General features: G+C 34.6%; 20 protein-coding genes and 2 pseudogenes. 6 read left to right on the top strand and 16 right to left on the bottom strand.

Features of this window, described 5'->3' with window-relative positions; all coding sequences use genetic code 11:
• Positions 1 to 216: 216 nt before the first annotated feature.
• The 16 genes and pseudogenes from IPI65_15680 to IPI65_15605 all read right to left on the bottom strand — a co-directional run bounded on the left by IPI65_15680 (position 217) and on the right by IPI65_15605 (position 11588).
• The gene (locus IPI65_15680) at positions 217 to 762 is read right to left on the bottom strand and encodes a dihydrofolate reductase family protein (protein ID MBK7442911.1); all 546 of its coding nucleotides are present in this window, start codon (positions 760 to 762) and stop codon (positions 217 to 219) included.
• 287 nt (positions 763 to 1049) lie between these two features.
• Positions 1050 to 1343 carry a hypothetical protein gene (locus IPI65_15675; GenBank protein MBK7442910.1) on the bottom strand — a complete coding sequence of 98 codons (294 nt, stop codon included), beginning with the start codon at positions 1341 to 1343 and terminating at the stop codon, positions 1050 to 1052.
• Positions 1344 to 1935: 592 nt separating this feature from the next.
• Positions 1936 to 2310: a hypothetical protein gene (locus IPI65_15670; protein ID MBK7442909.1), complete on the bottom strand. Its 375-nt coding sequence runs from the start codon at positions 2308 to 2310 to the stop codon at positions 1936 to 1938.
• A 302-nt stretch (positions 2311 to 2612) separates the two neighbouring features.
• Entirely contained in the window at positions 2613 to 2834 is a 222-nt protein-coding gene (locus tag IPI65_15665; protein MBK7442908.1) for a hypothetical protein, read from the bottom strand.
• 378 nt (positions 2835 to 3212) lie between these two features.
• A complete protein-coding gene (locus tag IPI65_15660; GenBank protein MBK7442907.1) occupies positions 3213 to 3443 on the bottom strand; it encodes a hypothetical protein in 231 nt (76 codons plus the stop codon).
• 266 nt (positions 3444 to 3709) lie between these two features.
• On the bottom strand, positions 3710 to 3853 hold the full coding sequence (locus IPI65_15655; protein ID MBK7442906.1) for a hypothetical protein: 144 nt from the start codon (positions 3851 to 3853) through the stop codon (positions 3710 to 3712).
• 270 nt (positions 3854 to 4123) lie between these two features.
• Positions 4124 to 4369, bottom strand: coding sequence for a hypothetical protein (locus tag IPI65_15650; GenBank protein MBK7442905.1), 246 nt, complete (start codon positions 4367 to 4369; stop codon positions 4124 to 4126).
• 247 nt (positions 4370 to 4616) lie between these two features.
• Positions 4617 to 4868 (bottom strand): hypothetical protein, encoded by a 252-nt coding sequence (locus tag IPI65_15645; protein MBK7442904.1) that lies wholly within the window; start codon positions 4866 to 4868, stop codon positions 4617 to 4619.
• Between the two features lie 93 nt (positions 4869 to 4961).
• Complete coding sequence (locus IPI65_15640; protein ID MBK7442903.1) at positions 4962 to 5264, bottom strand: hypothetical protein; 303 nt, start codon at positions 5262 to 5264, stop codon at positions 4962 to 4964.
• 122 nt (positions 5265 to 5386) lie between these two features.
• The gene (locus IPI65_15635; GenBank protein MBK7442902.1) at positions 5387 to 5848 is read right to left on the bottom strand and encodes a DUF2310 family Zn-ribbon-containing protein; all 462 of its coding nucleotides are present in this window, start codon (positions 5846 to 5848) and stop codon (positions 5387 to 5389) included.
• 274 nt (positions 5849 to 6122) lie between these two features.
• Positions 6123 to 6755 (bottom strand): hypothetical protein, encoded by a 633-nt coding sequence (locus tag IPI65_15630; protein MBK7442901.1) that lies wholly within the window; start codon positions 6753 to 6755, stop codon positions 6123 to 6125.
• A 757-nt stretch (positions 6756 to 7512) separates the two neighbouring features.
• Complete coding sequence (locus tag IPI65_15625) at positions 7513 to 8007, bottom strand: hypothetical protein (protein MBK7442900.1); 495 nt, start codon at positions 8005 to 8007, stop codon at positions 7513 to 7515.
• Between the two features lie 2 nt (positions 8008 to 8009).
• Positions 8010 to 8432 (bottom strand): hypothetical protein, encoded by a 423-nt coding sequence (locus tag IPI65_15620; protein MBK7442899.1) that lies wholly within the window; start codon positions 8430 to 8432, stop codon positions 8010 to 8012.
• Positions 8433 to 8640: 208 nt separating this feature from the next.
• The gene (locus IPI65_15615) at positions 8641 to 9276 is read right to left on the bottom strand and encodes an outer membrane beta-barrel protein (protein ID MBK7442898.1); all 636 of its coding nucleotides are present in this window, start codon (positions 9274 to 9276) and stop codon (positions 8641 to 8643) included.
• A 727-nt stretch (positions 9277 to 10003) separates the two neighbouring features.
• Positions 10004 to 10742, bottom strand: a pseudogene (locus tag IPI65_15610) (SDR family oxidoreductase).
• A gap of 65 nt (positions 10743 to 10807) precedes the next feature.
• A pseudogene (locus IPI65_15605) lies at positions 10808 to 11588 on the bottom strand (helix-turn-helix domain-containing protein).
• 1131 nt (positions 11589 to 12719) lie between these two features.
• Between IPI65_15605 and IPI65_15600 the strand changes: the two are divergent.
• From IPI65_15600 to IPI65_15575, 6 genes are all read left to right on the top strand, one after another.
• Positions 12720 to 12995 (top strand): hypothetical protein, encoded by a 276-nt coding sequence (locus IPI65_15600; protein ID MBK7442897.1) that lies wholly within the window; start codon positions 12720 to 12722, stop codon positions 12993 to 12995.
• 649 nt (positions 12996 to 13644) lie between these two features.
• On the top strand, positions 13645 to 14250 hold the full coding sequence (locus tag IPI65_15595) for a hypothetical protein (GenBank protein MBK7442896.1): 606 nt from the start codon (positions 13645 to 13647) through the stop codon (positions 14248 to 14250).
• Between the two features lie 348 nt (positions 14251 to 14598).
• Complete coding sequence (locus IPI65_15590; GenBank protein ID MBK7442895.1) at positions 14599 to 14859, top strand: hypothetical protein; 261 nt, start codon at positions 14599 to 14601, stop codon at positions 14857 to 14859.
• A 5-nt stretch (positions 14860 to 14864) separates the two neighbouring features.
• A complete protein-coding gene (locus tag IPI65_15585) occupies positions 14865 to 15032 on the top strand; it encodes a hypothetical protein (protein ID MBK7442894.1) in 168 nt (55 codons plus the stop codon).
• Between the two features lie 92 nt (positions 15033 to 15124).
• Positions 15125 to 15364 carry a hypothetical protein gene (locus tag IPI65_15580; GenBank protein MBK7442893.1) on the top strand — a complete coding sequence of 80 codons (240 nt, stop codon included), beginning with the start codon at positions 15125 to 15127 and terminating at the stop codon, positions 15362 to 15364.
• 67 nt (positions 15365 to 15431) lie between these two features.
• Entirely contained in the window at positions 15432 to 15638 is a 207-nt protein-coding gene (locus tag IPI65_15575) for a hypothetical protein (GenBank protein ID MBK7442892.1), read from the top strand.
• Positions 15639 to 15804 lie beyond the last annotated feature (166 nt).

The raw sequence follows: 15804 nt of genomic DNA, 5'->3' as shown, positions 1-15804 counted from the left end.
CAATAAGACTAAAAATGATTGAAATATTCCTAAAACTTTATCCGTATCAAAAAAAGTAAAGCCCAATACCAAAAAGGCTATCATAATAATGGCAAAATAAGGTTCTCTTTTTAAGCTTTAATGTGGAGACCAATTCGTCATAGGCTTCTTTGTAGTAAGGTTCGTCAGGATAATTGTAATCGTGAAAATCATTTATATATTTTAAAAGTGTGTATCCTATGCACTCGGTTCATAATAAAGCACAATAGCACCTGGGCTAAGCAATTTTGTTTTAATGAGTTTTAATAAAATTCTGTTCGAAATGTTGTCGAACATTAACATGCCTTTTCCTTCGATGACCGGATGAATACATATTTGAAATTCGTCAATAAGGTTACTATTTAATAGTTGAATAATCAAACTTCTGCTTCCAATAAGGATGTCGTTTCCGGGTTGTTTTTTTAGATGAATAACTTCATCCGAAAGAGGCCTGGTTGCAATTATTGCACTTTCCCAGTTTGTGGTTTTGAGTGTGTTGGAAAACACAATTTTTTCAATTTTATCGATTGAAACTGTAAAGTCATCCATTGATTTTTCTCCGGAAGGGTTTTGTAACAATGTTTGCCAAAATTGCATTAATTGAAAAGTTGTTCTTCCGTATAAAATAACACCGGCATTATCTATCAGTTCAGAATAATGTTGGTGAAGTCCTTCGTCAGCTATTCCTGCTGTATGATCAGAAACTCCGTCAAGTGTCATATTGAATGCAATTACTTTTCTCATATTTTGTTAGCTACAGGTCAACGTTAAAGTGCTAAATCTTTAAGCACTACATTTTCCTTCAATAAAACTACAAATTTTCTACTACCCGCCCAGCGACTATGCCTCAAGGTACTGTTTTCAGGAAAACCTCAATTTTGGCTGTTTTTGTCCGACAAAAGCCGGGAAATGATTGTTTTTAGCATATTTGGGGGGGGGATTTAAAATGGCCGAAAATGTGCCCATTTCAAATTTTAAGGCTTTACCCGACAATGTCTTTACCATTTCCGCGAAATTTTGGGCAGGAAAAATTACTGTTTATTGTCTTCAATTTTGTAGGGTAAGTTTTCAAAATGTCCATCAATATACCAAAGATTGTTGCTTATAGATCCGGGCCCTTCCTCGTTCATTCCATAAATGGCAGGAATAAGTTGATTGATAGCAGTAACAATTTCCAAATTTTCAATTGGATAAATAATTACAGAATGCCTGTGCGGAATTCCGACGATAGACCCTTTTGAGCCAAGTAACTTGGGATAATTATTTAAATCAAATACAATGTTCGGTGCAAAGAAATGATTGCCTTCAACAAACCAAATTGCCAACTCATTAAATTTATGTTGCGAAATATTTAAAGGGTAATTATGCTTTATGTTTTGTTTCCCTACTTCAAACAATTCCTCAAATGACCTTCCCCATTGCTCTATTTGCTGAGGTTGAACGTTCGTTATGCTTTCCGGCAGGTCAAAATTAACATGGAATAAATGTCGCCGCAAAATCTTTTCCAACAGTTAACTCTTTTCCTATATGTCCAACATAGTCATTTGGGTAAAGGCGAACGCCAATGTATTTTTACTTTGTCAAAGTCATGAACAATTTTATTAAATTCCATTTCAAACTGATAGCGCTAACCATTGAATCGAAATGCTCGGAGACAATTTTGCGATAATTTCTTTGCTTGTTTTGTTTAAAAACTTGCGCAACATTGATTAGTCCTATAGAAGCAAATCCAAAGATGTTTTCCCTGTCGACAACATGCCATCTCCAAGTTCGTAGGTGACATTCTTTTTTGAAGTAATTATTAATCGCGTTTATAAACTCACTGTATTCACTACTGCTGAAAAAAAGCAGCCCATTCAGGTATTCAGGATTTTCTGATTTATGTTTGAATAATGAAAACATGCTCTTGAAATAATATTATTTTATATCCAGACTGGATTTCAGCTCATCCAAAGTTATTTGATTTTGGTTATCAGATACTGAACCTGTTGCGATTTTGTTAATAAAATCAACATCCAACCAATATTCGCCGCAATTAGAAATAGCGTAGTCTGTTGTTTTTCGTTTGCGTGCACGTCTACTTGATCCGTCTAAACCCTCATAAAACGCGATTACATAATATTGATCTTCTTTAAACCTGGAAAGGTAAGGGCGGCATAAATTACCAATGTCTCCCCAAACGATTACTGTTTTTCGGCTTTCTTCACCTTTGTAAATATCGATAATTTCAACCTCCATCGACATTGGGGTTTGCACATCGTAAATGTCTTTAAACGTCAAATATTTTGTCACTTTAACTAAAGCTACCAGTTTTGTGTTTGGAGCTACCTGTAAAAATTACCTTGCATATTACAATCACAAGCTGAAATGGTCCGTCCAATTGTTAGGAGAAAAATAGTAACTACCAATTTAAGTGAATTCATTGATTTGTTATATATTTATTTTGTTAAATACAATAGCAATTTGCGTTCTGAGCTGCATTTAAACCAAAGCGCTCAGCTAATTTACGAAAGTTGAACAGGAAAGCAAAGTTGAAAATTCTAATCTCTTTAAATCCGACACAAAATACCTGTAAACAACATTAATTCTTTTTTTCATCTGTCTTCAATTACGTTTAATAGTCTGTCCTGAAAGTCCTTCAATATTAAATTGCCCCAAAATTTTCCGTAAAAATTAATTTTTGAAGTCAATTGATAACTTGAAGAAAGCGTCAATTTCACTTGCCCATTTTTAAGGTCTGTCAACTCATAAGTTGCATCAACAAATGTGAAATAGTTGCCTTTTAAAATATGTTGGTCAAATACCTTTTGGCTCACTGTTGTTGGGTCAATTTTTATGTCGAATGCTACCTTTTTGTTTTCATTAAATTCAGTAATTGTTTCAATGAACTTTAAACCCCCTTCAAAATTTCCTATTCTCTGACCACCGACTTCTTTTTTATCAACTTCCGCACTAATGGGTCTTGGAATACCAATTGAATTGAATATCCCCTTATTATATTCAGTTTGGTTGATTGTTTTAACTTCAACAATGTTGTCCCAAATTAATTGAGCATTTGCATCAATAACAACCTCACTTTTAACATAGAAAGTATCAGAAGGGTTATTTATGTATTCTTCGATAGGAGCAAATATGAAAGGACAAAACTATTGTCAACAATTTTCCTTTTCTTTTTTGTTTATTAATTTGTAATTCTAAAAATTAGCACCTACTGTTCCTAAAATAAAAAATGGTGCAGCAAGAACTAGCAAACAAATAAAATCCTCAATTCCAAACAAGAACATTGTCAAAAAAAAGGTCACAACTGTAAGCCAAGGTATAAAAATGATGTTCCTGTAAGATTTTAGTTTGTTATTGTCTGCAAACATTAAAGGAATAATACCTAAAATGGTTGGAACGATAAATAAATATGTTACAGATGCCAAAGTTGCACTTTGTCCGAATACTAACCTTGCTACAAGTCCATATGCGATTCCGAGTGCAATACCGATAATTAGAAGTCCGTATTTTGTTTAGTTGTGTCATGGTTCTAAAAGTATTAAACTAATTATAACTTTCCTTTTCGCAACATTTATAAAATAAATTTAATTTTGGGAATTGCAATTAAATTGAGTTTTTTCGTTAGTAATTGCTTATATTTAAATAGTTGGTTTATAATACATAACGCTACAAACTGAAGCTGCCACTAAAATTACCCACCAAAATATTCTTTTCGTTTTATAGTCAATATTTTTGCTTCTTTGTATTTCAAAACTGAGTAACCCAAAACTGCAAGTAAAACAGTCCCAGATACACCAACTATGAGTTTGTCATTGGAAATAGCAACTGTAGCCATTAAGCCTAATGTAAATAGGAAATCAATCCTCGAAATTTTGAAGAAAAGGTGTATCCGTTTTCACCGAAATAGGCCTTATTTCCGAAAGTAACTTTTCAAACTTTTCATAATCTTCTATTTGCGAAGGCACACCTATTACATTAAAGTTTGAATTTCCTTTTATAGTAAAACTACCATTTGAATATTTAATAATTTCCGTGATATCTGAGGTTGAAACAGTTATTGTTGGTGTATTGATTTGTTCTCTAATAATACTATTATTATCAAGAATCAGGCTATAACTATGGAAGAGCGCTTCTTGTCTTTTAATGCCACGATAAAGTCAAATGCTAATAGTCCCAACACCAATGGTATTGCAAACAGCAAAGTTTTCACATCGCTTTGTTGTTCGTTATTACTAAAATAAGCAATTGCAAGTCCGAAGAGTGCGGCTAATAGTGAATTTGGAATTGCTTTAATTAGTAAAGCTTTTCTTATTTCTTTAAAACCATCATGCCTTATTTCAAATTGTTCCATGGTTGTCGTTTTAAATTATAAAAAGGAGTTTTCACTTTTAGATCTATTATTGGGTTCGCAACAACAGGTAACAAACTGTTTCTTGATTAAGTTTATAGCCTTAGTTGAATGGCAACCCGTAATTGCTAAACTTATTAGTATACTTATTAAAAACAGTTTGCATAGATATTGTTTAAACAAGTCGCCAATTGTTAGATGATTCGGATACGCTTCACATATAACCTCTACCGCCTTAGCCCCTATCTTCTCACCTCAACGTCATTATTTCGATTTTCATATATGGATAGTAAGGGAGCGTGGAAAGTTTTTTATCTGCGTCTGCTTTGTCTTCAGCGGATAGTATCAGGTAAATTCCGGCGGTATCAGCTTTTATGTAGGAAGCCAAAAGGGTTCCATTGTCCTCCCATTCTTTTATTATTTCTTGTTCCTTCGCTAATAATTTCATTCTCGTTTCATCATCTATTCCTTGTAAAAGAATATCAATCATAAATTTTTTCATCGTTTATTTGTTTGCTTTGCTTACTCTACTCGGTTTTCTGCTTTCCCCGTTGGCATATTATGTCAAAATTAGTTGTTTTGCGTCTTTATTTTATTATGAGTTTTTTTGGGATTCAATTATTTGTAGTTTTAGTTCCTCTGCTGTATTTACCCATACTGTTTCGTTTGTCAAAATAAGCTTGCAGTTGAATTCAGTTTCCGTCACTCTTACTATTTGCCTGAACCAATCAAAATATGTCCATTCTCGCGGTTTGGGTGAATAGAGGAAATTTCCATTGTCTTCCCAATGAATTTCTGTTGCAGTTCTATATATAAGTGTAAAACGTTGCTTCTCAGGTTTAAGGTAAAGCCTGCCTTTATTGTCAATACCAATTTCCAAAATTTTGTCTATTGTCATTTTATTTTTTTGTTGAAATTGTCGTCAATTAGAATTATTTAATACTGACAAGGTCTAACTAAACAATTTTTAGCAATTCTTTAAAACTCAACCAACACAAACCCTGCATTAGCAGTCGTTTCTTATGTCGCGATGATAATGTTACATTGTCCGCAAATATGTGTATTTACATTATATTTATTTGCATATTTTGTAAGTTGCCCGAAACAATTTGGGCATTTTGTGAAAGGTTTATATTCCGCGGCAGCATTGTCAATAAACCACCAATAGTAACATGTAATACTTGCTGCAATTTCATCTCTGAGGGTTAAACCACGTTTATTTACAGGACTATCTGCAGAAGATAGTTGCTCTTTTGCCCATTTTTCATATTCTCCTGAGTCGAGCCAAATAATATAAAAGCTGTTGTAAAAACTGTTCCATTGAGCTATCCTTTCAACGAGGTCTTCTGATAAATTTAATTGGTTTAAATCCACTTCCAAATTGCAGTCAGCGCAAGAAATGGGGTTATTAGTAAAGTGCGATTGAAGCACTACCGGTGGCCGGCTACCACATTTGCAAGTTTCATAATCAAGTGTTGGCATGAGCGTATTAAATTTTATGTGTTTTTACATGTCGGGTACAATTTCACGTATGGGGGTTCAGTTTTGGGAAGGCCTAAAAGTCGCGCTAAAATCCATAATAAAAATACAAAGTTTTTGGGAAAAGGAATGTTAACGACAGCGCTTAAGTCCATCAGAAACGCATTACTTTCAGTTCGCATTTATTGTTAGTTTAACTTTGCCTATTTTATTATATTGGCTTGTATTCGAATATTTCAAGTGCCATCCTTAACAACAATAAATCAAATCAACTACTTTATTTTTTTTTCTTTGAGTATCCAATAATAGTAATGTCCTCCTCATGAAATCCAAAAACGAACAAAAACCTGTTATCATCGCGGCATTCAACAAAAGTTGCGTAGTCTTGTATGTCTTCCAGAGGCGTGGAATTAATAATATTATTTCCTTCATCATTGGCAATATCAACAAACGAAGTTTTATCCAATACTGCTCTAGCCTCCCACAAAACATACTCCTCCATTTCTATATCATTAGAAATGTTATAAGTTGAATATCCGTTTACAATATCACTCGTTGTAAAAGTTTTTTCATAAATCATTTCACCAGATTTTGTTGTTATTCTTATTGTACTTTTTGTATCGTTGATATTTCCGCTTGGCATGTAAAAGGTAAAACAATCTTCCACCATTTCGTCAGAAAACTTTGAAAATACTGTATCATAAAAATCTGTTTGAATGATGGTATGCTGATAATTGAAATACCTATCGGCTGTTCCAATAGTATCTATCGTATTATTCGCAATAGTTTGACTAGCTTGATGAGCCTTCTCGACCGATTTTGTTGGTTGTTTGCAACTTCCTAAAATCAATAAATAACATAATAATATCAGCGAACATCTTTTCATATTAATAAGGGCACTTAGATTCATAGAACTTTATTGAATTTTTTAAAGAATTTATAATAAAAATACAAATTTTTTAAAAAAGAAATTTTACAGGGGAATATTGATCTGTTCACGCAATTTTATTGGATATTTGTCACCTAAAGTATTGATTACTTCGTATTTAAGAATTATTTGTCCCCAATTTGAGGTTTATTATAATTAGTCACAGTTTCCAAATAATTATCAAGGTCATCATTTCTCAATTCCGCTCGAGGCACATTAACAACCATACAATTATTTTCAAGCTTGTTTATTTCCACCAATAAAGTGTCCCCATCATTTGCAATAAGAATCATATTAGCTTCCCAAACTCTATTTGAATGTTGAGCAAAATAAAGATCACAGTTATGCAGGAAATTACAAATTGTATTTATCTGATTTTTGTCATGAATAATAAACACTGAATCAGTTAAGTTTACTTCCCAGCCTGGAGTGGATGGTCTTAATTCAATTTTACTGATTCCCTTATCTTCAAATTTTTTGATTGCATTCCAGTTACCAAAAACCTGATGTGGAATTAGAGTACAACAAATCCAAATAAAAAGCCAACCACTAAAATTCTTTTTAATTTTTATTCTCCTTTTTTATAAATAAGAAGCATTATTATAGAAATTATACATATAATCTCGGGGAATCTATTTACATTCATTATGAATAAAAGGTCCATTTTCGAGAATTTTTATAGGTTTTAATTTGGCAACTTTGATATGCTCAAAGCTTCATTCCGTCTCTAATTTAAGGATTACATTTTGTAGCCATTGTTGAAATACGCTATTCTAACATTTAATCCTTGTCTGATTACACCGCCATGCGAGGCTGCATTATTATAGCCATAGTCACTGACATCAAAATCTGAAAATTCAAATTCAACACCGCTGACTGTAAATTTTTCCGAATCGTGTCCTCCAGAAGGCATTGGGTGATAATTCTCCACCATTCCTGCTACTGTTTGATATTGCTTATTGTTGTAAATGTTTCTTGTTTCGAAGTATTCACCAACCATAGAGGGAATTAAAAAAATAGAAATTAATACTGCAAATGCAGCGAATATGGTACCGAATACCATTCCGGATGCACGTTTATTAATGCCAAAGGTTGATGTAGCGCTATTGTCCACAAATTTTTTATTATAGATGAAAATGCCTATCCCCACTGCAACAAATAGCAAGGGTATCAACATAAAACCCAATCTGGGAAGCCTACCGGCAAAGTCGTAAACGAGGTGATTGTATTCCATATTTAAATTCGTGTTGTTGTACCGTTCATGTTCCACATCAGTATTTCGCCAATAATGCCGCCAAACACTATGAGTGTCCACATAAATTTTACCTTGTTTTTATTAACCTGATCTGTTTTACTTGGTTCACCGGTATTTAAAAAACCGGGGTGTTTTGCCAAAAATTCAGCGCCGGCTTTTAGGTAAATCCAATAACTTCCAAGGCCCCAAAGCGTAATTAAACTAGCATGAAAAATAAGCACAATTGGATTTAATTGTCGTGGCATCAAAAACTCAAAAACCCCATTTGTAAAACCTGTCAGATCACCAATACCCATTATCAGCCATGGGATATTTGCAAAAATCAAAAAATTTTTAAATAGTTTGTCATAACCCAATTTAAGGTCAGGGTTAATTTCAATATATGAATCAGCACGTTTCCGCATAATGAAAGCGTTGACAAAAATCACAACAATAAATAGGACCCAAAAGTGTTTAAAAATTATTTCCATATTTTTTGTTTGTATTTTAATTTGTTATTTTAATATCAATCGAAATTTTTACAATGTTTTTGGCTTTTTGATGAGCGTTGTCGACCGATTTTGTTTCTTTACATAATTTAAAGTTTTATTCTAACAAATTAAATATATTAATTTAAAAGTAATATTTCAGCCCGAGTCCGATTGTCACTCCATAATTATTACCATCTAGATTTTCTATAAGCAGTGTGGTACTTTGTTGAAATCGACCTGATATATCAATTGAAAACCGGTCTGACAATTTGTATCCGCAACCAATTTCGGAAAAACCTGCGAAATCGAATTTTGAATATGTTGGAGGAATTGTTGCCATTGGATCTACAAAATGATCAAGGTATCCATCTGGGTATGTCACAATTGAATTTCTAAGCATAGCTGGACAAACACCAATACTGCAGAAACCAAAAAAAACATTTCCAATTGTATAACTTAACTTAATAGGTAATGAAAGGTAATTAAATTCATATGGAATTGTATATTGCTCTTGAGGATTTCCATTTGAATGATTAAATGTAAATATTAAATTTCCACCTCGCTCTTCGTAAAGGAATTCGCACCCCAAAGAAAGATTTTTGTTTACCTTGTAATCATAAGAGATTCCCGCGATGTAATTATTTTGAAATTCATATTCATGCAAACTGCTTGAAATGTTTGTCCAGCTGAAACCAGTTTTAATAGCAATCACATGTGATTGTGCCGACAACAGGCTGGATAATATGTTAAATAATAATATTAAAGTCGGGATTTTCATGTCAACTTTATTTATTTGTTTGGGCGAATTTTCGATAACATTACAACATTTTCAATTAGGGCTGGACATCTGCATAACGATTTGCATTATAGCGCAAACCTACTCCTGCATCCAACATTTGTCCAGCGTATAAATATCTCAACAATTTTAAAATTGCATCTGCATTTACTTAAGTCAAATTTACATAAATTTTGAATAATTCAAAGAAAAACAGGCAACGACAATTAAAATGTGTAATCGGTGGATTTTGTTCGATCTGACTTTTTAGTAATAAATACGCACAAAAATTTAATTTATCCAAACATTCCTGCAAACGCCATCATGTATGGGCGGATGCACCCTCACATGATGGCGTTTGCTAATTTTTCGTAAAAGAGTTGGATTTATTTTCTGTATTGGCGTAACCACTCATCACTCATTACTCATGTGAGCGCAGCGAACAACTCATTGAATGAGTGATGAGTAATGAGGAATGAGTGGTTTTAGATTCGACTCTGCTTACACGGTTCAAAATTTTCATGCATCGAAAAATGTAAATAAAAAGAAATTGTATCCAGTTTTGCAGCCACCACTCATTACTCATCACTCATGTGAGCACAGCGAACAACTCATTGGATGAAGGATGAGAAATGAGTAATGAGTGGTTTTAATTTCGACTCGGCTTTTCTATATTAACATTTTACGAATCGAAAAGTTATTAGGCAGAAGCGCAGTTACTTGTAATTTATTACCAAGCAATTTCTCCCGTTGCAGGATTATTTTCTTCACTAAAAAATTTCCCTGTCGGGCCATTTTTATCAATTAAAGCATATTTTATAATTCGTTTGCCGGCATCTTCAACGGTTCCAGTGCCACGATGTCCGTTAAAATCAGTATTCGAGTATCCGGGGCAAACAGCATTTACTTTTAAAGTTGGTATTTTTCAGTTCGTAAGCCAATACTACTGTGTACATATTCATTGCTGATTTTGAAGAAAGGTAAGCAGCAGCTTTGTAATCGTAATATTTGTAGGCAGGGTCGCTATGCAAGGTAATAGAGCCTTGACTTGAACTTACATTTACAATGCGCGGTTCAGATGATATTTTTAATAAATCAATAAATGCCTGTGTAACTCTTACAACACCAAATACATTTGAATCGTAAGTAGTTTTAAATTGGTCGATAGTGGTATTGAGGGCTCCTTGTGGATAGCCCCCAAAGATGCCGGCATTGTTAATTAGTATGTCCAACACTTGTGTTTTCCTGCTAATTTCTACTCGAGCATTTTCTACAGATTCATCGTTTGTAACGTCAAGCTGAATGGCTTCAACATTTTTTAATCCTTCTGCATTTAATTTATTAACTGCTGCTATACCATTATCCAAATTGCGACTGCCTAGATAAACATAAATGCCTTTTTGAGCAAGTTGTCGCGCAACTTCATAGCCAATACTTTTGTTAGCTCCTGTTACTAATGCTGATTTCATTTTTACATTTTTTAATGAATCACAAAAGTCAGCAGGTCAAAATTAATTGAGATGGACTATTCACTTTATTTACCAGACAAATCCTGAATGCTTTCTACAAACTGCGTTACACTTTTGCCGGTATTCTTTTGAAAGCTTTGAAAAATAATCAGGATCGCTGAAACCTAACTCGTAAGCCAATTCTTTTACCGATGTCTCAGAATAGAAAAGTTTCCGCTGTGCCTCTAACATCAAACGGTTTGTGATAAATTCTTTTGGCGAAACTCCCGAAAACGCTTTTACAATATTGTAGAGATTATTTGTTGTTATTGAAAGATTATCGGCAATAGTATTTATAGAATGTTGTTCTGTTAGATGAGTTTCAACTGCAATTTTAAACTCAATGTATTTTGAAAGTTTGTTTGGTTCTGATTTTTCTTTTGAGACACTTTTAAAATATGCTTTGTCCAACTCTGTTAAAAGTGAATTAAGATGCGCCAAAATAATTTCAGCATCTTTTTGGTCGTTTTCTGAATGTAATATTTTGTCGAGTATATCAAAAAGTATTTTTACGCGTTGGCTCGAATCACTGTCAAATGAAATGATTTGTGAATTTAATGGATTGAGTAAAAAGAAAATTGTTTAGGAAGTAAAGACAAGCAGTTTTGGTCAAAACTCATTTTGAAACATTCAATGTTACCTTGCTTCTGTGGAGGGACTGAATGGATTTGATTAGGCAAAACAAAAAACAATTGCCCATTTGTAATTGTCAAATCGTTTAGGTCAACCTTATGCGTTAGCGAACCACTTTCAACAAACACAAAAAAGTAATTAGCTTTTCTGTGTGGTTCTTGTAAGCATTTTCATTACATCAGCAGACAAATTATTATTTGAATTAGAGTTTACTCTAATTGCAAGTTTTTCGTGCTGTTTTATTTTGTCAAGTAATCCTTTTGTTCTTGCATTTTAATTGTTCAACTCTATTAGTTGCCGATTTAAATTGAACATTAACGTTATCACCTTTGAATAATGGCGGAACATTAGTAATTTATTTTAAAGGTAAGCAAAATTTGAATTAGTAAATTATTTTCCCACAATTTCAATTTAACTATACATTCGGAAACGTCACCATGTATGGGCGGGATGCAATTCGCCCTTACATGGTGACGTTTGCTAATTTTGCGTTTAGCGATATATTTAGTTCCGGTAAAGTAGTAATCACGCATTACTGATAACTCATTTGCGCGTAGCGAACAACTCATGGGATGAGGGATGAGGAATGAGTGGTTTTAGATTCGATTCGACTTATTATCAATAGTTATTCAGAACAATTTTAATTTATCCAAACATTCCGCAAACGTCAACATGTATGGGCGGATGCAATTCGCCCCTACATGGTGACGTTTGCTAATTTTTCGTTTAAATGATTGCATGGGGTGGATTCAATTCAACTCGACTAATTACATTTTTACTCGAAAGTGCGTTAGGGATTGAAACGGAAACCCCACAGCGAGCTTTTTCAGCGAGCGAGGAGTTGCAGTGAAAAGCCCGGCCCCTATAGTGATTAATAATTTGCCCCTGCAAATTATTAATCACTATAGGGGAAACGCCCAAAACATTTTGAGCCTGGATGGGAGAAAAAGTTGGGCACTAATTGTAATTTTTACAAAAAGTATTACATTTGATTTGTAAACGTGTAATTTTAATACGCAAAACCTATTGTGTTGGGGAAAAGATTAAACAAAATAGTTGGATTGTTTGCCGTGGCTGCGCTGTTGCCTGTTTTGGGGTTTGGACAGCGGGATACAAGCAATACCGTGGTTACGCCTCAGGTTGGGTTGTTTCCGAAACATGCTCCGGATGAACTGTATCGCGTTGCGGTATCTGGGTTTTACCGTTTTTATGGCACTCAAACCCGGAATTTTACACTTATTTGCTGAGCACGGCAGGCGGACAAACCACACCAACCAATCAGATGTTTATTGGCGATGATACACATTGCCAACTTTACAATTAAATGTTTCGGGCAGACCGACATTAAAAACATCGTGGGCATTTGACATTTATACTTACCAATATTTAAACGGTGTGTTGGGTAGCGCTTACGGAAAACAGGTGGTGGACAGTTTGCGCCCAAGTATTCAAAATCCGATTGAAGGAACGCGGTTGGGTGGAAGTATGATTTTGAATTTGGGAATCAACTTACTGCGACGCATTCAACCTCGTTTAGTACGTTTACGCTGCGCACCGGTGGCATTCAATGGCATGTTTTGAGCGACCTTACCTAGGGTTCGTTTCATGGATATAATCGGTTCACTTTATTTGAACGCAACCCCTGGGACCCCATTACCAATGCGGTTTTTGGGAGATACGACAAATATTATAAGGAAGGGGCAGTTGACCAGGATGTACGCTGGGGAAATCGCGCATTTAAAGGTTTTGCCTTGGATGCAGCCGAACTTCCGGGCGATTTAAAAGCAAAATATTAGTCGGAAAACAGAATTAAATGGCGGGTTTGGCAGCACACCGAATGTATCATACGGCGGCAAACCATAAAACAATTAAATGAAGGCAGATTTTATGGAATCAACACCATCAGCAGCATTACTTATGCCGATAGCTTAGCGTTAGAAAAAGTAGGATTTAATACCATTACATTTGAAGTAAATGAAAAAATAAAATCATTCGGTCTGCATCTTGAAGCCGGTATGGCACAATATTTTAGTCCGCTCAACAACGAAGGCTGGGGCGAAATGATTAGCGGAACAATTATATCTCCTATCAAAAAAATATTCCGGTAATTAGTTTACACGGATTTAGAATTGCACCTGAAGTATTTAATAATAATGCAGTTTTTTTAAATAGCAGCGTTACAGAATATACTACCAACGATATTCCGGCAGGCTCTATTGGCAGCAGCGCAGTGCTTCGCCCTACAGGCAGCGCGATGTTGCGCATGGGTATGATGTCGAATAACAGACAGGGATTAGATATTAATATTGAACAAACCTGGGAAAATATTTCATTTAATATCGGCATCGGTATGAATGGAGAAATTACACCGGCATCAAATGTAATTACGTATTCGCATCCTGTAAATAGCTTAACACGTGCACGTTTCTGGCGATTTGCATTTCCATCGAATGTTGGCCCGTACGACAGATATTCAGTGATTTACCGCGATGTTTATGAAACTGTTAATTTAAGTGATGACAGTTCAGGTGTTGCCGTAAATAAAAAATATTTTTCAGTATTTGAACCGCAAATAAAATTTAAAACACATGCATTTAATCGCCCGATGTATATTTTCTTTTTGGGATATTACAGCACAGTGCAGCGCGACTGGAGTATTATTCCGGTATTAAATGAAGATGCTTACATTAGACAATATGCCAGCGAAATTGAAATTTATTACAGCATTACCGATGGTTTGGTATTGAGGAGATATTATGGTTACGAGCGCACGTGCAATTATTTAACCGATATTGATGAGGTAACGCGCCGTCCGCGCAATCAGACAGGTATTTGATACGGCGCAGGTTTAGATATTGATTTAGGTCGTAATGCTATTTTATACATCCGCAACCGCTGGGCTAATTTTAGTGATGCCAGTTTTGCGGATGATACTTTTAGAAATCAGGAAACTATAGTTGAATTAAAAATATTTTTCTAGTGAAAAAAATTAACGCAGCCATTTTTACAGGTTTGATTTTGTGTTCGGCATTAACAACACAAGCTCAAACTGAGGTAAAAAATTCAGTTTAAACGTACGGCACGCACGCTATCGTTTTTAGACAATTTATCGCAGGACGTTGCGGTTGCCGACACTGTTACGGCACCAAAAAGTTTATCGTCGCATACATTGGTGGACCTTGGTATGTTAATTCGCCCTGGTGAAAATATTGCGATACAAAGTACAGTGCGTATTCGTAACGACTTCGGCGGATTTTGGGGTTCAGGCGTTACTTTCGATGTTCGTGGAATTATATGTAAAAGGGTAATTAAAGATATTGTTCGTTGTGAAGTTGTTGATGTGCATTATAAATTAACACCATATACTTTTATAATACCAACAGCAAGGATTACAAACATTAACCTGACCAATTTTGCATTTATCGGACCAGATTGCATACGATAATTTTTATGATGCAGATAATACCTGGCGCCAACAAGGTGCTGCTGTTGACTTTTGGTTTGGTATTTAATAAATATATTAAAGAAATTAACTGGACATGCTTTACCGTCGAGTTGCAGCAACAAACGGAAGTTCCACAACCGGAAAGATTATTTTTGCGCAAATATGGACTTTAATTCAAAGCAATATGTTTTCGTTGGATTAAATTATGCGGGATTTATATGATTTTCCAGAGTAATGCATTTACTGAACAATATGTAAATCCAGAATGGGTAATGCACAATTAACCTACACTATTGGTACAATTGAATTATCTGCAAACGGTGAAATCGGAAAATCGCATAACGAAATTATTAATGATTCACTTGCTCCGATTTTAGATGGCAATTTTTTCGACACCAAAATTGAAGCAAAATACACACCATGGCAATTAGGTATTTATATTGGACGCATGGATGGGGATGCAACAATTGCGGTGAATAAATTATTAAAATGGAATAAAAATTGAATTAACTGCCGGCATGCGCAGCGATACCAATCGCGAGGGCGAAGCGGGTGTGCTCTTCGGTTGATTTATGCAAACAGATGACTTTAGTTTAGGCTTTACGGCTAATGTGGTAGCTGATTTAGATATTGTATTTAGTTTTCAGCAACATAGTTATTTAGGGTTTGAGTTTGTAAACCAAACCGATAAATATGACCAGATTATTAACTTCAACGAATACGTAGTAGATGGCAGTCAGCAAATAACCGGTGGTGGGTTGAGATGGAATTTTTCATAGAAAAACTTACCTGATGGGTCAATATAACGCCTATCCCAAACAATAATCTGGTTGGCGATGTTTTACCATCTTACAGCATTAACAATTTTGCTTGTTTATAGTGGTATGAAATTTTAAGCGATATGAAAAATATTTCTTCCTCTGTTTTCAGCTGTCTTATTACTGG

The organism is Bacteroidota bacterium, from assembly GCA_016706255.1.
Lineage (GTDB): Bacteria > Bacteroidota > Bacteroidia > Chitinophagales > BACL12 > UBA7236.
This window is presented reverse-complemented; position numbering and strand designations above follow the sequence as displayed.

Bases quoted from the DNA above. Each gene is read 5' to 3' on its own strand.
- IPI65_15620 (MBK7442899.1), bottom strand. From the start codon at position 8,432: ATGCGGAAACGTGCTGATTCATATATTGAAATTAACCCTGACCTTAAA.
- IPI65_15640 (MBK7442903.1), bottom strand. From the start codon at position 5,264: ATGACAATAGACAAAATTTTGGAAATTGGTATTGACAATAAAGGCAGG.
- IPI65_15650 (MBK7442905.1), bottom strand. From the start codon at position 4,369: ATGGAACAATTTGAAATAAGGCATGATGGTTTTAAAGAAATAAGAAAA.
- IPI65_15615 (MBK7442898.1), bottom strand. From the start codon at position 9,276: ATGAAAATCCCGACTTTAATATTATTATTTAACATATTATCCAGCCTG.
- IPI65_15590 (MBK7442895.1), top strand. From the start codon at position 14,599: ATGTTAATTCGCCCTGGTGAAAATATTGCGATACAAAGTACAGTGCGT.
- IPI65_15630 (MBK7442901.1), bottom strand. From the start codon at position 6,755: ATGAATCTAAGTGCCCTTATTAATATGAAAAGATGTTCGCTGATATTA.
- IPI65_15625 (MBK7442900.1), bottom strand. From the start codon at position 8,007: ATGGAATACAATCACCTCGTTTACGACTTTGCCGGTAGGCTTCCCAGA.
- IPI65_15655 (MBK7442906.1), bottom strand. From the start codon at position 3,853: ATGGCTACAGTTGCTATTTCCAATGACAAACTCATAGTTGGTGTATCT.
- IPI65_15575 (MBK7442892.1), top strand. From the start codon at position 15,432: ATGCAAACAGATGACTTTAGTTTAGGCTTTACGGCTAATGTGGTAGCT.
- IPI65_15635 (MBK7442902.1), bottom strand. From the start codon at position 5,848: ATGCCAACACTTGATTATGAAACTTGCAAATGTGGTAGCCGGCCACCG.
- IPI65_15680 (MBK7442911.1), bottom strand. From the start codon at position 762: ATGAGAAAAGTAATTGCATTCAATATGACACTTGACGGAGTTTCTGAT.
- IPI65_15580 (MBK7442893.1), top strand. From the start codon at position 15,125: ATGGGTAATGCACAATTAACCTACACTATTGGTACAATTGAATTATCT.
- IPI65_15645 (MBK7442904.1), bottom strand. From the start codon at position 4,868: ATGAAAAAATTTATGATTGATATTCTTTTACAAGGAATAGATGATGAA.
- IPI65_15585 (MBK7442894.1), top strand. From the start codon at position 14,865: ATGATGCAGATAATACCTGGCGCCAACAAGGTGCTGCTGTTGACTTTT.